The sequence below is a fragment of the Candidatus Rubrimentiphilum sp. genome (genome assembly GCA_035710515.1).
Taxonomy (GTDB): domain Bacteria; phylum Vulcanimicrobiota; class Vulcanimicrobiia; order Vulcanimicrobiales; family Vulcanimicrobiaceae; genus Rubrimentiphilum.
This window is the reverse complement of record DASTDE010000001.1, coordinates 523,709-539,873: the sequence shown is the minus strand read 5'-3', so window position 1 is coordinate 539,873 and position 16,165 is coordinate 523,709. Positions and strand designations below refer to the sequence as shown.

17 protein-coding genes, 1 tRNA gene and 1 other RNA gene are annotated in these 16,165 nt (G+C 61.2%); 4 read left to right on the top strand and 15 right to left on the bottom strand.

Annotated elements, in window-relative coordinates:
- Window positions 1-64 precede the first annotated feature (64 nt).
- Window positions 65-419, bottom strand: a transfer-messenger RNA (tmRNA) gene (ssrA, locus tag VFO29_02715).
- A 100-nt stretch (window positions 420-519) separates the two neighbouring features.
- On the opposite strand from ssrA, the gene VFO29_02710 reads away from it, so the two are divergent.
- Window positions 520-1,017 (top strand): hypothetical protein, encoded by a 498-nt coding sequence (locus VFO29_02710; GenBank protein ID HET9392426.1) that lies wholly within the window; start codon window positions 520-522, stop codon window positions 1,015-1,017.
- Here VFO29_02710 and VFO29_02705 read toward each other — a convergent pair.
- Complete coding sequence (locus VFO29_02705; protein HET9392425.1) at window positions 1,014-1,376, bottom strand: phage holin family protein; 363 nt, start codon at window positions 1,374-1,376, stop codon at window positions 1,014-1,016. The genes VFO29_02710 and VFO29_02705 overlap by 4 nt on opposite strands.
- An 11-nt stretch (window positions 1,377-1,387) precedes the next feature.
- Complete coding sequence (gene uvrC / locus VFO29_02700; GenBank protein ID HET9392424.1) at window positions 1,388-3,469, bottom strand: excinuclease ABC subunit UvrC; 2,082 nt, start codon at window positions 3,467-3,469, stop codon at window positions 1,388-1,390.
- Between the two features lie 36 nt (window positions 3,470-3,505).
- Here uvrC and VFO29_02695 point away from each other — a divergent pair, with 36 nt between their 5' ends.
- On the top strand, window positions 3,506-4,486 hold the full coding sequence (locus VFO29_02695; GenBank protein ID HET9392423.1) for a N(4)-(beta-N-acetylglucosaminyl)-L-asparaginase: 981 nt from the start codon (window positions 3,506-3,508) through the stop codon (window positions 4,484-4,486).
- Here VFO29_02695 and VFO29_02690 read toward each other — a convergent pair.
- From VFO29_02690 to VFO29_02680, 3 genes are all read right to left on the bottom strand, one after another.
- Entirely contained in the window at window positions 4,483-5,094 is a 612-nt protein-coding gene (locus tag VFO29_02690; GenBank protein ID HET9392422.1) for a DedA family protein, read from the bottom strand. The genes VFO29_02695 and VFO29_02690 overlap by 4 nt on opposite strands.
- A gap of 9 nt (window positions 5,095-5,103) precedes the next feature.
- Window positions 5,104-5,508, bottom strand: coding sequence for a Clp protease N-terminal domain-containing protein (locus tag VFO29_02685; protein HET9392421.1), 405 nt, complete (start codon window positions 5,506-5,508; stop codon window positions 5,104-5,106).
- Window positions 5,509-5,542: 34 nt separating this feature from the next.
- Window positions 5,543-5,616: transfer RNA gene (locus VFO29_02680), tRNA-Pro, on the bottom strand.
- 100 nt (window positions 5,617-5,716) lie between these two features.
- Here VFO29_02680 and VFO29_02675 point away from each other — a divergent pair.
- The gene (locus VFO29_02675; GenBank protein ID HET9392420.1) at window positions 5,717-6,388 is read left to right on the top strand and encodes an NAD-binding protein; all 672 of its coding nucleotides are present in this window, start codon (window positions 5,717-5,719) and stop codon (window positions 6,386-6,388) included.
- On the top strand, window positions 6,388-6,804 hold the full coding sequence (locus VFO29_02670) for an NAD-binding protein (protein ID HET9392419.1): 417 nt from the start codon (window positions 6,388-6,390) through the stop codon (window positions 6,802-6,804). The genes VFO29_02675 and VFO29_02670 overlap by 1 nt, the downstream gene beginning before the upstream one ends.
- Here the strand turns inward: VFO29_02670 and VFO29_02665 are convergent.
- The 9 genes from VFO29_02665 to mutS are packed head-to-tail and all read right to left on the bottom strand — an operon-like array spanning window position 6,761 to window position 16,156.
- Complete coding sequence (locus tag VFO29_02665) at window positions 6,761-7,867, bottom strand: cation:proton antiporter (protein HET9392418.1); 1,107 nt, start codon at window positions 7,865-7,867, stop codon at window positions 6,761-6,763. The genes VFO29_02670 and VFO29_02665 overlap by 44 nt on opposite strands.
- Window positions 7,868-7,869: 2 nt before the next feature.
- A complete protein-coding gene (locus tag VFO29_02660; protein HET9392417.1) occupies window positions 7,870-9,078 on the bottom strand; it encodes a radical SAM protein in 1,209 nt (402 codons plus the stop codon).
- On the bottom strand, window positions 9,075-9,524 hold the full coding sequence (locus VFO29_02655) for a GNAT family N-acetyltransferase (GenBank protein ID HET9392416.1): 450 nt from the start codon (window positions 9,522-9,524) through the stop codon (window positions 9,075-9,077). Before VFO29_02655 ends, VFO29_02660 begins: the two co-directional genes overlap by 4 nt.
- The gene (gene dapF, locus VFO29_02650) at window positions 9,508-10,290 is read right to left on the bottom strand and encodes a diaminopimelate epimerase (GenBank protein ID HET9392415.1); all 783 of its coding nucleotides are present in this window, start codon (window positions 10,288-10,290) and stop codon (window positions 9,508-9,510) included. The genes VFO29_02655 and dapF overlap by 17 nt, the downstream gene beginning before the upstream one ends.
- Before the next feature lie 8 nt (window positions 10,291-10,298).
- On the bottom strand, window positions 10,299-10,559 hold the full coding sequence (gene hfq / locus VFO29_02645) for an RNA chaperone Hfq (protein ID HET9392414.1): 261 nt from the start codon (window positions 10,557-10,559) through the stop codon (window positions 10,299-10,301).
- 10 nt (window positions 10,560-10,569) lie between these two features.
- Entirely contained in the window at window positions 10,570-11,469 is a 900-nt protein-coding gene (gene miaA / locus VFO29_02640; GenBank protein ID HET9392413.1) for a tRNA (adenosine(37)-N6)-dimethylallyltransferase MiaA, read from the bottom strand.
- Window positions 11,466-13,142 carry a DNA mismatch repair endonuclease MutL gene (gene mutL, locus VFO29_02635; protein ID HET9392412.1) on the bottom strand — a complete coding sequence of 559 codons (1,677 nt, stop codon included), beginning with the start codon at window positions 13,140-13,142 and terminating at the stop codon, window positions 11,466-11,468. The genes miaA and mutL overlap by 4 nt, the downstream gene beginning before the upstream one ends.
- A complete protein-coding gene (locus VFO29_02630; protein HET9392411.1) occupies window positions 13,139-13,639 on the bottom strand; it encodes a hypothetical protein in 501 nt (166 codons plus the stop codon). The genes mutL and VFO29_02630 overlap by 4 nt, the downstream gene beginning before the upstream one ends.
- A 21-nt stretch (window positions 13,640-13,660) precedes the next feature.
- Window positions 13,661-16,156: a DNA mismatch repair protein MutS gene (gene mutS / locus VFO29_02625; protein ID HET9392410.1), complete on the bottom strand. Its 2,496-nt coding sequence runs from the start codon at window positions 16,154-16,156 to the stop codon at window positions 13,661-13,663.
- Window positions 16,157-16,165: the final 9 nt, after the last annotated feature.

The window sequence follows — 16,165 nt, the reverse complement described above, 5'->3', positions numbered from 1 at the left end:
ACGCAGGAATTCCTCAAGAAATCGAATTCTTGTGATGCGGCATAAAATTGTAAAATTGGAAAATTGGTGGAGCTGTCGGGGTGCTGCCCCCCGAGTCCGAAAAGCCGGACCAAAGCTTTCTCCAGGCTCAGCTTCGAATTTTCCTTACTCGAACGTACTCCTCAAAGCGTGGATTACCGTTCGCAGCAGACTCTGTTTCTTACACGATTGTAGAGTCGGTCGATCGTGCCAGCCCGAGTTCGTGACCGGAGTGCAAAGTAGTTCGGGCCGACTCTCTGCGTCCGGTGGCTAACCTAGATTAGGCAGCCAGAGCGTATTGGTTATTTGCGTTTAGAACGCTTGCGATCGTTTTAGGAGTGCTCGCAACTCCGCCTGCTTACGTTGATCGCGGATCTTCCCGTCGAACCTATTTCAGCCCCATACTGGTTGTCATCCTGAGCCCTGTCGAAGGGGCGCCGTTCAGTATAACACGGGGTGGGTAAGAGCTGGATGCAGTCCCCGGAAACGGAGGAACCAACCATGCGAACGGTCTCTGCACTGACCCTCGCGCTGCTGGCATTCGCCCCACTGACCGCCGGCGCAGCCGGCGACCCGTATTCGGCTATCGAGCAGATGCGAACCGCCTTTTCAGGCGTCCAATCCGTACAACTAGTAGAGAGATTTTCGAACGGAGCCGTGGCTACCATCCAGCTGGCGCCGTCGGCAGCACCGCGTGTCGCGGCGGCCGGCGTTTCGAACAATCAGCTGCTCCTCGATTACGCTACCCAGCCCGGCGGCGATCGCTCAACCGATGTGCGTCAACTCTTTACGGTGACGCCGCTCGGACACAAATCGCTTTATGGCATGAATGTCGAGGGTTACCGCCTTGTCGATCGGAGCGGCGTAATCGAAACCGTTTGGATCAACGCGCATGATCTCCCGGTGAGCATGCACGTTGAAGCAAACGGTCAGTCTATGGACGTGCTCTACGGCGACTACGGCAACCCGACGTATTTCGCCGCAAAGCCTAAACGTTAGGCGGCTGCCCGGCCTTCTTCAGCTGCGAACACGTGGCTGACGATGTACGATACGATCATCATGATGACCGCGCCGATCAGCGCCGGCACGAAGCCGTCAACCTTAAAGTTGGGCGTGATCCAGGTAACCAGCCAGAACATCAGCGCGTTCACGATGATGATGAACAAACCGAGCGTCACGACCGTCAGAGGCAAAGTGATCAACAGTACGATCGGGCGGATCAGCGCGTTCACGATACCGAAGATGAGCGCAGCAATGATCGGCGTCCAAAAGCTGCCGGTCATGTGAAATCCCGGCACATACTTCGCGATCAGCCAAAAAGCCAACGCGTTGATCAACAGGCGAATCAATAGTTGCATCGTCACTCCTTTTAAGGCGACTTCTCTAATGCGGCCTTCACTCGCGAGGCCAAAGCGGGCGTCATGCCTTTTACCGCCGCGATCTCGTCCACGCTGGCGCGGCGAATCGCCGCCGCGGAGCCAAAGGCAGTCAGCAAGCGCTTCTTGCGAACCGGACCGACCCCTGCCAATGCGTCGATAGCCGAACGCGTCATCTCTTTTCCTCGGCGCGTGCGGTGATAGGTGACGGCGAACCGATGTGCCTCATCGCGGATGCGCATCACAAGATGGAGGGCGGCGGAATTGGGCGGCAGCACGACCGGCTCCGATTGCCCCGGGACGTAAAGCCATTCGTTTTCCTTGGCCAAGCCGGCGACGGAGAGGCCCGTCATATCCATCTCCTCGATTACCTCCAGCACCGCGCTGAGCTGTCCTTTACCACCATCGATCAATAACAGATCGGGTTTCTTATTGAACTTCTCTTTGCGCGCAAGCTCGTCGATGAGCTTGGTACGGCCCTCGGCTTCGCTCGGGCGCCCTTCGACTGGGCGCGCATTCTGCGCGCCGCTCAGGATGACACCGTTTTCTTCTCGATTCGCTACATCGATGTCGGTCTTCGTGCGCAGATACCGCAGGCGGCGGCGCAGCGTCTCCTGCATCATCGCGAAATCGTTCGGGCCTTTGTCGTACTGAATTTTGAACTTGCGGTAGTCGCTCTTTTTCGCGCGCCCTTCTTGGAAGACGACCATCGAACTGACCGCGTTCGATCCCTGAATGTTCGAAACGTCATAACACTCGATGCGGTGCGGCGGCTCGGGAAGTTCCAGCGCGTCAGCCAGCTCGGTGAGCGCCTGTGCCTGCGCCGTTTCCTGCACTTCTTGGTGCGCGAGAAACGCTTTCAGGTTCTGCTCGGCGTTTTTCTGCGCCAGCTTCAAGTATTGCAATCGCTCGCCGCGCCGCGGCAACAGCAGGCGAACGCGCGTTCCTTTGAACTCGGTCAGCCATGCCTCGATCACGCTGGCGTCCGAAGGCGTGGCTTGCACGAGAATCTCTTTTGGAATGGCGGACGCCGAAGTACGCCGCGCGTCCGCTCTTGCTTTCGGCAGCGGCACGGGCGACTCGACGCCGCGCGCGGTGCGCACACTCGCCAGCGGCGAGACGCCCGGCGTCTGCGGCGCACTCGCCGTGCGCGCGGTGTAGAACTGCTTAAGGAACTGGCTGAAGAGTTCGGCGTCAGGTTGGTCGGCAACGCCGTCCAGAATAAAGTGCTCCTGCGCCAGCAGCTTTCCGGCGCGCACCATAAAGACTTCCATGCAGGCCTGGCCTTGCGCACGCGCGAGACCGATCAGATCCATGTCGATGCGCGAACGCCAGACGACCTTTTGCGATTCGGTAACGCGGCGCACGGCTACAATGCGGTCGCGAAGTCGCGCGGCAGCTTCGAAGTTGTACGACTCGGCGGAGGTCACCATCTCGCGCTGTAAGCGCGAAAGCAGCGACTCTTGTTTGCCCTCGAGGAACAGCACGACTTCCTCGATCATCCGATCGTATTCTTCTTCACTCTGATAACCAACACACGGCGCCAAGCAGCGTTTTATATGGTATTGCAGGCATGGACGGCGCCGCCGCCCGTCGATTGGCTCGGGGCAGGTGCGCAACGGAAAGACGAGCCGCACGAGATCGACGAGTTCACGCAGCCCATGCGCGTTTGTGTACGGCCCAAAATACCGCGCGCCGTCGTTTTTTACGACGCGCGTAAAAAGCACGCGCGGAAATGCCTCGTTCGTTACCTTTAAATATGGATAGCGCTTGTCGTCCCGCAAACTCACGTTGTAGGGTGGCTGATAACGCTTGATCAGGTTCGCCTCGAGGATGAGCGCCTCGACTTCGTTGGTTACGACGACGGTGCGCACGTCAACGACACGCTCGACCATAGCCTGCGTGCGGGCGGTGTGCGCTGCACTTTCCTGAAAGTAGGACCGGACGCGATTGCGTAGCGACACGGCCTTGCCGATGTACAGAACGTCGCCATGTTTGTCCAGCATCAAATAGACGCCGGGCGAGTCGGAAATCTGTCCTAGCGTTTCGGGGAGGGGAGCGGGCGGCGCGTTCATCGACGTAAAACTATTCCAGGCGCGAAGGAGGTTTTCATGGAGCCCGTGGATCGCCGAACCTTTCTGGGAGCTGTAGCCGGCGCGACTGCGCTCGGCTCGCTCGAGGTTGCAAGCACGCCGCTACGCGTGGGCGCGGCCACTCGCAGCGCCGTCTTCATCTCGACGTGGCCGCACGGTAAGCCCGCGAATGAACAAGCCGCGCAAGTGTACGTCAGCGGCGGTTCGCTGCTCGACGCCGTCGAGAAAGGCATTAACGTAACCGAGAACGACCCGGAGATTACGAGCGTGGGGTACGGCGGATTACCGAACGCCGAGGGTGAGGTGGAGCTCGACGCGGCGATCATGGATGGCACCCGCCACCGGGCCGGTGCGATTTGCAACTTGCATACAATAAAGAACCCGATTTCGGTTGCGCGTCAGGTTTTGGAGAAAACGCGCCATACGACGATGGCCGGCGCCGGCGCGCTGCGGTTTGCGATCGCGATGGGATTTGTTCCGCAGCAACTGCTCACGGACAAGGCCCTGGACGCATGGCTGAAATGGAAGAATACGCCGGATCACCGCACCTTCTGGATCGACGGCGAGAACCACGACACGATCGGGATGCTCGGCGCGAACGGCTCGCATGTCGTCTCGGGCTGTTCGACCAGCGGACTCGCCTGGAAGATTCCGGGACGCGTGGCAGACTCGCCGCTCGTAGGCTGCGGCGTCTTCGCAGACGACAACGCCGGCGCAGCCTCCGCAACCGGCGATGGTGACGTCATGGCAAACTACTGCACCAGCGCTCGCATCGTCTTCCAAATGGAACGCGGGCTGCACCCGCAAGAGGCCTGTGAGGAAGTGCTGCGCCAGATGGTGCGTACGAATCCCGCCACTAAACAGACGCAAGCTGCGGTGATCGCAATTACACCAAGTGGGGAGATAGGCGCGGCGGCCATGAATGCCGCAACAAAATTTCAATACGCGCTCTGGCGTAATGGTTTGAGTTCGCTGGTCGATTCGGCCGTGGTGTTTTAGGCGGTTGTTTTCTTCGAGCGGCTTCTGACGATGAAATAGATCGCCGCGGCAACGATCGCGACGGCGGCGATCACGATCGCCCAGCGCCGCAAAGCCTCGGCTACAACGCCCGCATGCGCGCCGAGCGAACTGCCGAGCAGCACGAACCCTGCGCAAAAGATCAGCGAACCGAAGAACGTCCAAAGGTAAAAAGGCACCAGCGGCATCTCCGCGATGCCGGCCGGAACGCCGACGACGCCGCGAATGAACGGCACGAACCGGCAAATGAAGACCGCGAAACTGCCCCACCGCTCAAAAAAACTGTGCGCGCGTTCGATTTCCGCGTGCCCCAGGTGCACGTACTTCCCGAATCGCTCTACAAAAGGGCGTCCGCCGTAGCGCCCGACCGCGTAGCCGATCGTTTGACCGGAGAGTTCGCCCGCGACCGCGACCGCAATCGTCAGCCAAACACTCGAAAGGTGACCGGTGGCGGCCAGTGCACCGGCGGCGGGCAAGACAAGCTCACTTCCCACCGGAGCTCCGACGTTTGCCAGCGTCATGACGACGTACAAGCCGAAATAGCCGTAGTGATCGACCAACTGAAGAAAAAACTGGGAGATCTCGTGCACGACGAGATTCTACTCGGCGGCTGGAACGGTGTTTCGCATCTTCGCGCGCCGCAGCACATCGGCCGCGCGGCTTCCACCCTCGATCTCGATCGCTTCGAGCAGATCGACGGGTTCGATCAGGCGGTCTTCAACTTTGCTCTCCGCGATGCTTACGATGTTGCGCACGCGCGGCGTTACGAGGATGCCTTCCCAACTGCGATCCTCTCCGGTGCCGAGCGAGCGGCGCATCTCGGCGTGCACTTCGGCGACATCTATTCTCTCGTTGCGTAAGCGCTCGGAAGTCGCGCCGTCGGGTTCCTGTACCAAAGCGACGAGCAGGTGCTCGACGCCGATGTAATAGTGGTTGTGGTTGCGGCACTCTTGTTCGGCCGCGCGCAGCACGCGGCCTGATGCCGGGCTAAATTTTGCGAACAACGTGCCCTTTAGCTGGTGCCCTCTTAAAAGAATTTCGGGGCGACTGGATTCGAACCAGCGGCCTCTTCGTCCCGAACGAAGCGCTCTACCAAGCTGAGCCACGCCCCGGAAATTCGTGCTCCCGTAGGTTCGGTCGGTCCCCTCCCCCTCCTGCTCGGGTGTCGAACGGGGAAACGCGCGTGCTATCCAAAAGTTTACCCCAACACCCATGAGATACCTCATCGTCGGCTGCGGCCGCGTCGGTTCGACCCTCGCGAAGCTCCTCGACGCCGACAACAACGAAGTCATCGTCGTCGACGAAGATCCGAACGCATTCAAGCGTTTGGGACAGAAATTCAAAGGCCACGTCATGGTCGGAACCGGAATCGACTACGACGTTCTCAAGCGCGCCGGCGCCGCGCAGGCCGACGGCTTCATCGCGGTCACCAACGGCGACAATCGCAACGTCATGGCGGCGCTCATCGCGCAACGCATGTTTCACATCAAGAAGATCGTGGCGCGCATCTACGACCCCACGCGCGGCATGATGTATCGCGAGTTGGGAATCGACACGGTCTGTCCAACAACTACCGGCGCGAAGATGATCCGCGACGTTTTGATGGACGCGCCATGGGATACGCTACAGTCCTTCGATTTTGGCGCTGTGACCTCGCTGAGCGCGATCGTTCCGCCAAGCGACGCCGGTAAGCGCGTCTCCGAGTTCGAAAAACCCGGCCGCATTCGCATTGCCGCCATCCGCACGAGCAAGAGTGTGCGCGTTCCCGCCAACGACACGATTCTCGCCGAAGGGGATGAAATCAACGCGATCGTTGCGCCCGAGGCGATCAGCGACTTCGCGCAGATGTTTCAAACCGCCCGCGTTCCGGAAGGCGTCGTGTAATGTTCGTCCTCATCGTCGGCGGGGGCAAGGTTGGATCGTATCTGACGCGCGCTTTGGTCGATCAAGGACACGAGGTCGTCATCGTCGAGAAATCGGAGCGCAAGGCGCGCATGCTCGAGCAATTGATCGGGCAGAACTTCGCCGTTATCGGGGACGGCTGCGATCCGCTGGTGCTCGAGCAGGCCGGCCTCAAACGCGCCGACGTCGTCATCGCCGACACGGGCGACGACGAGGACAACCTCGTGGTTTGCATCATTACGAAGAAAAACTCGACCTCACGCTGCATCGCGCGCGTCAACAATCCGCGCAACAAAATGATATTCGAATCGCTCGATCCGCAAGATCCGGTCACGGTCGTTTCGTCGACCGAGATTATCCTGGATGCGATTCATAAACAGTTGACTTCAGCCGTCTAGCAATCGTCAGCGAACCTACCAGCAGGGTCACGATCACGACCACGAAGGTCGCGTCGACGATCAGTTCGCGGTCGGCAAATGCCACCGGCACGGCGAGGGCCAGCGCCAGCGACAAGGCTCCCCGGATGCCGGCCAGCCGCACGACGGTCATCCAAGCGATGTGTAAACGCGGGCGTGCTAGGTGCAGCAAGCCGTAGACGATTGCAAAGCGCGCGAGAAAGACGGCTGCGAGAGTGAGCAGCGCAATAGGTACGGCCGGCCCCAATTGCGTCAGGTCGAGCGCCGCTCCGATCAAAAAGAACAGCGCCGCGTTGGCGACGAGCGCGATGCCTTCCCAGAATTTACCGACGAACGCCGCATTCGCCGCGCTCAGTGACCTCGTCTGAATCAAGCGAAGCGCTATCGCAAAAACGAGCACGGCGAAAATGCCCGACCAGCCGTAGCGATTGGCCAGAAAATATGAACCGTATCCTCCGGCCATCGTAAGGACCGCATACGCGGCCGGAGACGGGAACCGGCGAAGCACTAGCGCTAAGAGATACGCAATGACAACGCCGCACCCAATTCCCAGAACGGTTCCCAAAACTGCGTCCCAAGCAACATGCCAAAGCGCGGCAGCAGTTGCCGCCACAGCGGAGGCAAGCACCGCGCGATAGACGACAACGGCGGCGGCATCGTTGAGCAAGGCCTCGCTTTCCACAATGGTCGTGAGCAGCGGCGGAAGCTGCAGGCGCCGGAAAATCGCCAGCACGGCCACCGGATCCGTCGCGCTCAGAATCGCGCCAAGCAATAATGCGGAGACCCACGAGACGCCGCCCAAGTAATGAATGCAGACCGCAATGATGCCCGCAGTACAAAGCACTCCCGGAATGGCCAGCAGCGCGATCGGGCGCCACATGCGCCGCATCATCGGCGTCTCCAAGCGCCACGCGCCTTCAAAGATCAGCGCAGGCAAAAACACGTAGAGCGTCGCCGCGCCGAAAACATCCGTCAGCCGCCCCGGAAAGACGACGCCGACGATTATTCCGGCAACCAGCAGAACGGCGATCAGGGGGAGTTGCATCGTCAGTGCGTGTGGGTGAAATTGCCCACGCGAACGCCCGCCTCACGCATCTCGGCGATCGCTTCGCGCATCCCGACGACTTCGGCCGGGCGCCCCACTGTCTCGAAATACCATTCGGGATCGATGTTGAGCGTGCGCGTTTGAATCATGTCCACCCTAACCGTCCGCAAGAAAGCGCGCATCGCCTCCAGCTCGGCGACGTCGTCGGTCACGCCCGGGTGCGTCAGCAAATTGAGCGAGACGCGCAAACCGGCCGCCGACGCGATTCGTATTGACGCGAACACGTCGTTCAAGTCGTAGCCGATCGGACGATAATAGGCGGCGTAGGTTTCCGGCCTGAAGGAGTTGAGGCTCACCCGCACCGACTGCAGCCCGGCATCGATACAGCGCTGCATCGCAAGCGGCAGGCTTCCGTTGGTGTTCAGGTTTATCGTTCCGTTCGCGCGCGTGCGGCGGATGAGTTCTATCGCCTTCGCGATCGCGACCGAGCGCAAGAGTGGCTCGCCCTCGCATCCTTGCCCGAACGAAACGATACCGTCCGGTACTCGCTCGAGATGATGAATGGCGATCTGCGCCAGTTCGCGCGCGGTCATCTCTTCGGCGATGCGAGCCTGCGGCGACGGCACGCCGCTATCCGGCTCTTGCTCGGAGATGCAGCCGACGCACCGCGCGTTGCAGGTTGGCGAAACCGGCAATGCGGCTTCGCCACGTTCCAAAAATACGTTCTGCGCAGTAAAGCAGTGATACTCAAGCGAGCATTTCGAGAGTTGCCGCAGGACGCGATTCTGTTCTGCTGTCTTTAGGCGCTTCTCAACGAGATCTTCGAGCTGCCCTGGTTTAAAATCGCGGGGCTGCCAGTCTTCGCTTTCGTCAGTGCGCATCGCGGCAACGTGCAACTGCTCGCCGATCGCGCACGCGAATGTATAGCCAAACAAGGGCAACGCCGGGGCGTCCGCATCGCACTCGTACGCGGGCAACAGCAAGCGGGTATACCCGGCCGGCAGCATGACCGCGAGCGTTTGGCGCCTGTGCGCAACGCTTTCCCGAAGGCGCGGATGCCTGGCCGGCAGCACCATCGGCACGGCTCCCGGCGGCGCCGGCAGTAACTCCACATCGTCAACGCGACGGACAATCCCGCCATCCGCCAGCGGCTCGCGCTTCTCGTCGTAAAAAATGCGACCGGCCTTGTCGCAGTATGCCAGGCCGATCACAGGTTTTTTTGAAAAACGTATTCGGTTTTAATCACGTCGTAGCCGAGGCGGGCATAAAACGTGTGCGCGCGTTCCCGGATGACGTTTGAGAGCAAGCGCAGGGTCGTGCATCCGCGTTTACGCGCCCACTCTTCGGCGGCTTCGATGAGCAGCGCCCCAATGCGATTGCCGCGGAATTCGTCCTCGACGACCAAACCTTCGACGTGCGCACGGCGGCTGGCAATCAGCGTCTCATGGTGAGTAACGACTATCCAGCCGACCACGCCGGCGCGGGGGACGACCGCCACCATGATCGCGCGATCCGCCTCGCTCGAGCGCAAGATCGCCTCGACGTGCGCGAGCGGAACCTCGTAACCGAGCTGCAGGGCGAGCGTGACCAGGCGTTCGGCATCCGCCGGCAAGGCATCGCGTACGGAGACTGCTAGATCGTCAGACGGGTGCAGCATGCCGCGCCGCGATCGTCGTGTCAAAGACGCGAACCGCCGGGCCTGTCAGGAAGGCTTCGTGTTTGCCGTCCCACTCTATTCTGAGAACGCCGCCCGGAACGCGGACTTCAACCGGGCTTTTCGCCAGACCGAGATGCATGGCCGCGGCGGCGCAGGCCGCGGCGCCCGTGCCGCAAGCTTGCGTTAGTCCAACGCCGCGCTCCCAGTGCCGGACATCGAGCGTCTGGCCATCCAAGACGACGGCCAGATGCACGTTGACGCCGCTGGGAAACAGTGGCTGCAGCTGCGCGGCAACCGCAACAAGATCCAGCACGTCGAGCGCGCTTTCAAGAATGACGACGTGCGGATTGCCCACTTCCACGTAGACCGCGTTCGGAAACGGCAGAGCTTTGGGTTTTATGTGCGGCACGCCAATCTGCGCACGTACGTGATAGACATCGCCCGCAGTCAAGACTTGAGCCGGAATGATGCCCGCAATGGTTTCAATGCGGAAGCGATCGCCTTCACCGAGCTCGGAAAGGTAACGCACCACGCAGCGCAGTCCATTGCCGCACATCTCCGCCTCGGTCCCGTCGGCATTGTAGATGCGCATCCATACATCCGCTGCAGTGGAAGGCTGAATGAGAATCAATCCGTCGCAGCCGATGCCGCCGCGGCGATCGCAGATGCGGCGCGCGAAAGAGGCCGGATCTTCTATTTGACCGGATTTGCGTTCATCGATGACGGCGAAGTCGTTGAACGTGCCGTGCATCTTGGTCACGGCCACGCCGGACATTACGAGGTCGTGGCCTCGGCGGCTTCCGGCGTCGCCGCCGGACCGTCACCCGGTGTTGAAAATGGACCCTGCGGTGAAATAGTCGAGACGGCGTGCTTGTAAATCAGATGCGTCTTGCGCTCGTATTCGATCAGGATCGTGAACGGATCGAAACCTTTGACGACCCCGCGCAATTGGAAGCCGTTGACCAAATAGATCGTGACCGCAACGCCTTGCCGTCGTATTTCGGCGAGGTATGAGTCTTGCAGGCTGCCCGGCATGAAGTCCGCTTCAAACCCACGCGAGCTTTTCCCTTGCCAGCCTTTCTACGTCGCGCGCCGGAGCCGTCAGCAAATCAGGTTCGCTGCGAAACCACGTCGCCTGCCGTTTTGCGTAGCGCCGTGTGGCTCGAACGAGCAGCGCTCTCATTTCGTCTTGCGTGCACCAGCCGCTCAGAAAGGCGAGAGCTTGCGGGTAGCCCACGGCGCTGGCGGCCACCGCACTTGCGCCGATGCGCTCGGCTTCCTCCAAGAAATCTGCCGCCAGCATCGCATCCGTGCGGCGCGCGATGCGTTCTTCCAACTGTGCCTCGTCGACTTCCAGATACACCTTGAGAAATAGAATGCCGTCCGTCACCAGCGATTGTATCGGCCCTTCCCGGCGGATTGACTCCGGCGCCAGCGCGACTTCGAGCGCGCGCAAAACACGGTATGCATCTTGCGGATGAATCATCTGCGCACGATCTTTGTCGCGCAGCGCCAGCCAGCCGTGCAAAAACTCCGCATCGTGCAGCTGCGCTTCGCGAACTAGTCGCGCCCGGAGCTCTTCATCGTGTTGCGGCGCCAGCCCGACTGCGCCGGTGAGTGCTCGAATGTAAAAGCCGGTGCCGCCCGCGACGATTGCGCGCTTGCCGCGCGCCTGAATGTCGCGAATCGCCCTCACTGCGTCGGCGGCAAAACGTGCCGCCGAGTAACGCTCGTGCGGATCCAAGAACCCGACGAGATGATGCCGCACGGTTGCGAGTTGCTCGGCGGTGGGTGCCGCGGTTCCGATCGGCATGCCGCGGTAGATTTGGCGAGAGTCGGCGCTCACGATCTCGGCGTTGTACCGCTGCGCGAGCGCGATCGCAAGCTCGGTCTTCCCCGACGCGGTCGGTCCGGCGATTACCAGTACGCCGGAAGATCCGGTCATCGCTTAAACAGTCGGGCGATAGCGGCCGGATCCAAGCGCACGATCGTGGGACGGCCGTGCGGGCAGTGCATCGGATTCTCGCACCGCTGCAAGCGATCGACCAGCGTGGTCATCTCCGTCATTTCCAACCGGTCGCCGGCGCGCGTGACCGAATGGCAGGCCAGCGAGGCCCAGATGCGCTCGCGCACGTCGCGCTGTTTCGGCTCGTCGGTCAGATCGTCCAAGAACCCGGCGACATCGAAAGCTCGCGCGCCGTATCCGGCCGGTGTCGCAACGATGCGGTAGCTGTGCTCACCGAAGACGTCTATTTCGAGGCCGGTCTCGCGCAATGGATCCAGCACGCGCTCGAGCGCCCCGGCACGGTCCGCCGGCAGCTCGAATGCAAACGGCACGAGCAGCGGTTCGGCAGGCGGCGTTTGCGCGTCGGCGGCTGCCAGGATTCTTTCATAGGCGATTCGCTCGTGCGCGGCGTGCTGATCGACCAGAACCAGCGCGCTGCCGTCGGTCGCGAGTATGTAGGTGCGATCGATCTGCGCGAGCACGCGCAAACCGCTCGGTGAATCGCCTTCGGCCGAATCGCCGGACGGCGTGCGTTCGAAGAGCGTCTGCAAATGCGCCAGACTGGCGTCCATGTTTTCGGGCGCGAGTGAGGCCGTCACGGCATCGCCGAACCGTTGCGTGGCGTGATGGTGGAGCGTTGCTGCAATTGCGCGCTTGACCGTTCCGACGACCTGCTGCCCGTAACGCAAACGTACGTCGCTCTTGGTCGGATGGATGTTGGGGTCAACGTGGTCGGGAGGCAATTCGAGAAAGAGCACGCCGTACGGTTGGCGTCCGGTCATGGCAAAGGTTGAATAGCCCGCGCTCCAGGCTCCGGCCAAAAGCGTACTGCGCAAGAGCCGCCCGTTGACGAACAAGAGTTGCATGCGCCGGTCCGGGCGATCGTTTCCGGGTGAGCTGATAAACCCGGAGAGAACGCCATGCATGTCGCGCGTTACCTCGCCGTCCAGCGGAATAAGCGTCTCGGCGGCAGACTTTCCAAAAACCATCGCCAGCCGCGCGCGCTGATCGTCCACCGCCGGCATCACCCATACTTCTTTGCCGTCGTGGTGCAGCGAGAACGTGACGGCGGGGTAGGCCAACGCGAAGGTCGACAGCCAGCTCGAGACTCTCGCCAACTCTGTGGAGGCGGACTTGAGATACTCGCGCCGCACCGGGACGTTTGCGAAGAGGTCGCGCGCGCGAACGATCGTCCCGACCGGCGCGGCTGCCTTTTCAATCGCGCCGGCTTCTTCCGCATGTGCGGTTATGCGAACCCCAATCTCGCTTTGCGGTGTACGTGTCACGATCTCGAGCTGCGAAACCGCTGCGATGCTCGCCAAGCCTTCTCCGCGAAATCCCAGAGTAGCGATCGATTCAAGATCTTCAGCCTGCGAAAGTTTGCTCGTCGCGTGACGGCGCACAGCAAGCGCCAAATCCTCGGGCTCTATGCCGGAGCCATTATCAGCCACTTCAATGAGCGAGACGCCGCCATCCGTCAGCGAAACCGCCACGCGCGTTGCGCCTGCATCGACCGCGTTTTCAACCAGCTCTTTGACGACCGAGAGCGGACGCTCGATCACCTCGCCGGCCGCGATTTGTCCGACCGTTTGCGAATCGAGGACGTGGATCATCGCTCGCGTTTTCCTTCTTCCATCTCGGCGGCGAATAGGGCGATCTCGGCACGCGTTTCGCGGAGCGAATCTTCATCGGGCGCCACGAACAAATAGTACTTCCAATTGCGATAGTAGGCCTCGGAACCGGCGCGCCCAATGAGGAGTACGGTTTCCACAAATTCCTTTAACGTATCGCCATCCGAACCCATCGTGGGCGTAACGTTGTGGTCGCCCTCGCTCCTGTGCAGCCAGGAGTCGCGCAAAGCATCACAGAGATCGTGCGCCTCGTCCGCGCGCTCGCCGAAAAAAGTGAATGTTCGAGCCCCCGTATCGTAGCGAAATGGTTCGTCGCCAAAGCTGCCACCGTACAAGCTGTTAAGCGTCCATAGGAGGCTCGTCGCTTTCCAGGACTTAGCCAACACCACTCCAGCCGAAAAATACCCGTCGGGAAGCCGCCGTCGGGCCTTTTGCAGCACGGTCCAGTCTTCTGCGTACACGGGATTCTCACCGAGCAAGCATACTGGTTTCAATGGGTTCTATTGGTCCAAGAACGTGAGTTGACGTTCGGCCGGAACGATCTTCGGCAGACGCCGGCGGAGCGGCACTTGTTCTTCGACGTCGGCTTTGCCGGAGAGCGCATCGGCGATCTCTTGCGCGCGCTCGACGACCGCATCGGGTAAGCCAGCCATGCGGCCTACTTCAATGCCAAACGATCGCGACGTGCTTCCCGCCAGCACGCGATGCGAAAAGACCGGACCGCCGTCGGCGCCCGTCTTTTCGACCGCGGTAATGTGATAGTTTGCGACGAGCTTCCAATGCTCTGCGAGCGCCACGAGTTCGTGGAAATGCGTTGCAAAAAGCACCAGCGGCGCCTGTTCTTCCAATCCTAGCAAGAACTCGCAGATAGCTTGCGCGATTGCCAGCCCGTCGATGGTGCCGGTTCCCCGCCCGACTTCGTCGATCAAGAGCAGACTGCGATGCGTGCACCGCCGCAAGATGTTGGCTGCTTCCGCCATCTCGACATAGAAGGTGGACTGTCCTGAGGCCAGGTCGTCGCCGGCGCCGATCCGCGTGAAGATGCGATCGACAATACCGAGCCGCGCCGATTTGGCGGGAACGAACGACCCAATCTGCGCCATGATCGTTAGCAGCGCGGCCTGCCGCAAATAGGTGGACTTGCCGCCCATGTTTGGACCGGTCAACAAGACGAACCGGTGATCGCCTTCGCGCAGATGCAGGTCGTTGGGAACGAAGTTGGTGCGCAGGATCGCTTCCATCACCGGATGCCGGCCGGCCTCGATATCCATAACGCTCTGCTCGTCGAATTCCGGCCGCACATAGCCGCGTTCGGCCGCGCATTGCGCCAGCGAGCACAAGACATCGAGCTCGGCCAGCGCTTCTCCCGCCGCCAGCAACTCGTCGATGCGCGCCGCAATGCGATCCACGAGTTCGCCAAAAAGCCGCTCCTCGAGGCGGAGCTGGCGCGACTGCGCAGTCGAGATGGCGATCTCGAGTTCTTTGAGTTCCGGCGTGCTGTACCGCTCGCCGGTCGTGAGCGTCTGCTTACGCACGTAATCCTCGGGAACGCGGGAAGCGTAATTCTTCCCGACTTCGATCGCGTAGCCGAACGTGCTGACGTATTTGATTTTCAGCGTTTTGATGCCGGTACGCTCGCGTTCGCGTTCCTCGAGCTCTGAAAGTTTTGCACGCGCGTCGGTGCGGAGGCTTACACACTCCATGAGTTCAGCGTCGGCTTCCGGGCGCACGACGCCGCCGTCGGTCAGCTGAGCGGGCGGATCCTCGACGAGCGTGGCGTGAAGGTCGGCCAGCATCGTCTCGAAATCGCCGATCCGTCCGGCGTACGAGTGTAAAGCCGGCGGCGTGACCTGGCGCAACGGCCGCATGTTTTCCAACGTACGACGCAGCGACGCGAGATCGCGCGGCAGCGCCCGCTTGAAGCGAACCTTCTGCGAGATGCGCTCCAGATCGAAGCAGCCGCGCAAGAGCTCTTGCATCGACTCCCGGCGGACGTGCTCCGCGATCAGCGCGGCAACCGCATCCTGCCGTACAATGATGGCGCTTTGGTCGACGAGCGGAGCGAGGATCCACCGCGCGAGCAGACGCGAACCCATCGACGTGGCGCATTTGTCCAGCGTTGCGAGCAGCGTCGCCTTCGGATTTGCGCCCAGAGCTCGAATGAGTTCGAGATTCTTGCGCGTGTTCGGATCCAGCGACAGAAACGTCCGGTGACGATAAAACTGCGGCGGATTGAGCGGCGTCTTGGCTTGCCCGGCGCCGTTCGACGGATCGACACCGGAGCGGCGCACGAACTCGACCAACGCATCGAGCGCGCGATGCATGGCCAGCGCTTCATCGAGCGAGAAACCGTCGAGCGATCGCCGGTCGCGGCTTTCGACGGAGCAAAGAGCCGGCGCGGCCACGCGCACGCCCGAGCTCTCGAGCGCCGCAGCCAAACTCGCACGTAAACCCGGTGGCATATCGGCGATAATCTCCGACGGACCGATGCGACCGATCTCGGCCAGCAGCTCTTCGTATCCCGATTCGCCCGTTAGCGACGTCGCCGCACAGAGGCCGGTAGAAACGTCCGCGTATGCCAAGCCGAACGTGTCGTCGATGGCAGTGATCGCCGCCAAATAATTGTTTTGCTTGCCGTCGAGCAGCTGATCTTCGATCAACGTGCCGGGAGTAACGATGCGCACGACGTCGCGGCGCACCAGTTTGTTCGGTTGCGCAACTTCGAGCTGCTCGGCCAGCGCCACGATGAAGCGCTGCTGGACGAGGCGAGCTAAGTATTGTGACAGGGCGTGATGCGGCACGCCTGCCATCGCTATCTTTTGGCCGCTGCCTGCTTCTTTCGACGTAAGCGCAATCGAAAGCGCGGGCGCGATCGTTTCCGCATCCTCTCCATACGCTTCGTAAAAATCACCGACTCGCGAAAGCAGAATAGCTTCGGGATGACGGGCTTTCATCCCAAAATACTGCTCGAGCATCGGTGAATACCGTTCGCTCACGCTGGAACG

Bases quoted from the DNA above. Each gene is read 5' to 3' on its own strand.
- VFO29_02710 (HET9392426.1), top strand. From the start codon at position 520: ATGCGAACGGTCTCTGCACTGACCCTCGCGCTGCTGGCATTCGCCCCA.
- VFO29_02705 (HET9392425.1), bottom strand. From the start codon at position 1,376: ATGCAACTATTGATTCGCCTGTTGATCAACGCGTTGGCTTTTTGGCTG.
- uvrC (HET9392424.1), bottom strand. From the start codon at position 3,469: ATGAACGCGCCGCCCGCTCCCCTCCCCGAAACGCTAGGACAGATTTCC.
- VFO29_02695 (HET9392423.1), top strand. From the start codon at position 3,506: ATGGAGCCCGTGGATCGCCGAACCTTTCTGGGAGCTGTAGCCGGCGCG.
- VFO29_02675 (HET9392420.1), top strand. From the start codon at position 5,717: ATGAGATACCTCATCGTCGGCTGCGGCCGCGTCGGTTCGACCCTCGCG.
- VFO29_02670 (HET9392419.1), top strand. From the start codon at position 6,388: ATGTTCGTCCTCATCGTCGGCGGGGGCAAGGTTGGATCGTATCTGACG.
- VFO29_02665 (HET9392418.1), bottom strand. From the start codon at position 7,867: ATGCAACTCCCCCTGATCGCCGTTCTGCTGGTTGCCGGAATAATCGTC.
- VFO29_02655 (HET9392416.1), bottom strand. From the start codon at position 9,524: ATGCTGCACCCGTCTGACGATCTAGCAGTCTCCGTACGCGATGCCTTG.
- hfq (HET9392414.1), bottom strand. From the start codon at position 10,559: ATGCCGGGCAGCCTGCAAGACTCATACCTCGCCGAAATACGACGGCAA.
- miaA (HET9392413.1), bottom strand. From the start codon at position 11,469: ATGACCGGATCTTCCGGCGTACTGGTAATCGCCGGACCGACCGCGTCG.
- mutL (HET9392412.1), bottom strand. From the start codon at position 13,142: ATGATCCACGTCCTCGATTCGCAAACGGTCGGACAAATCGCGGCCGGC.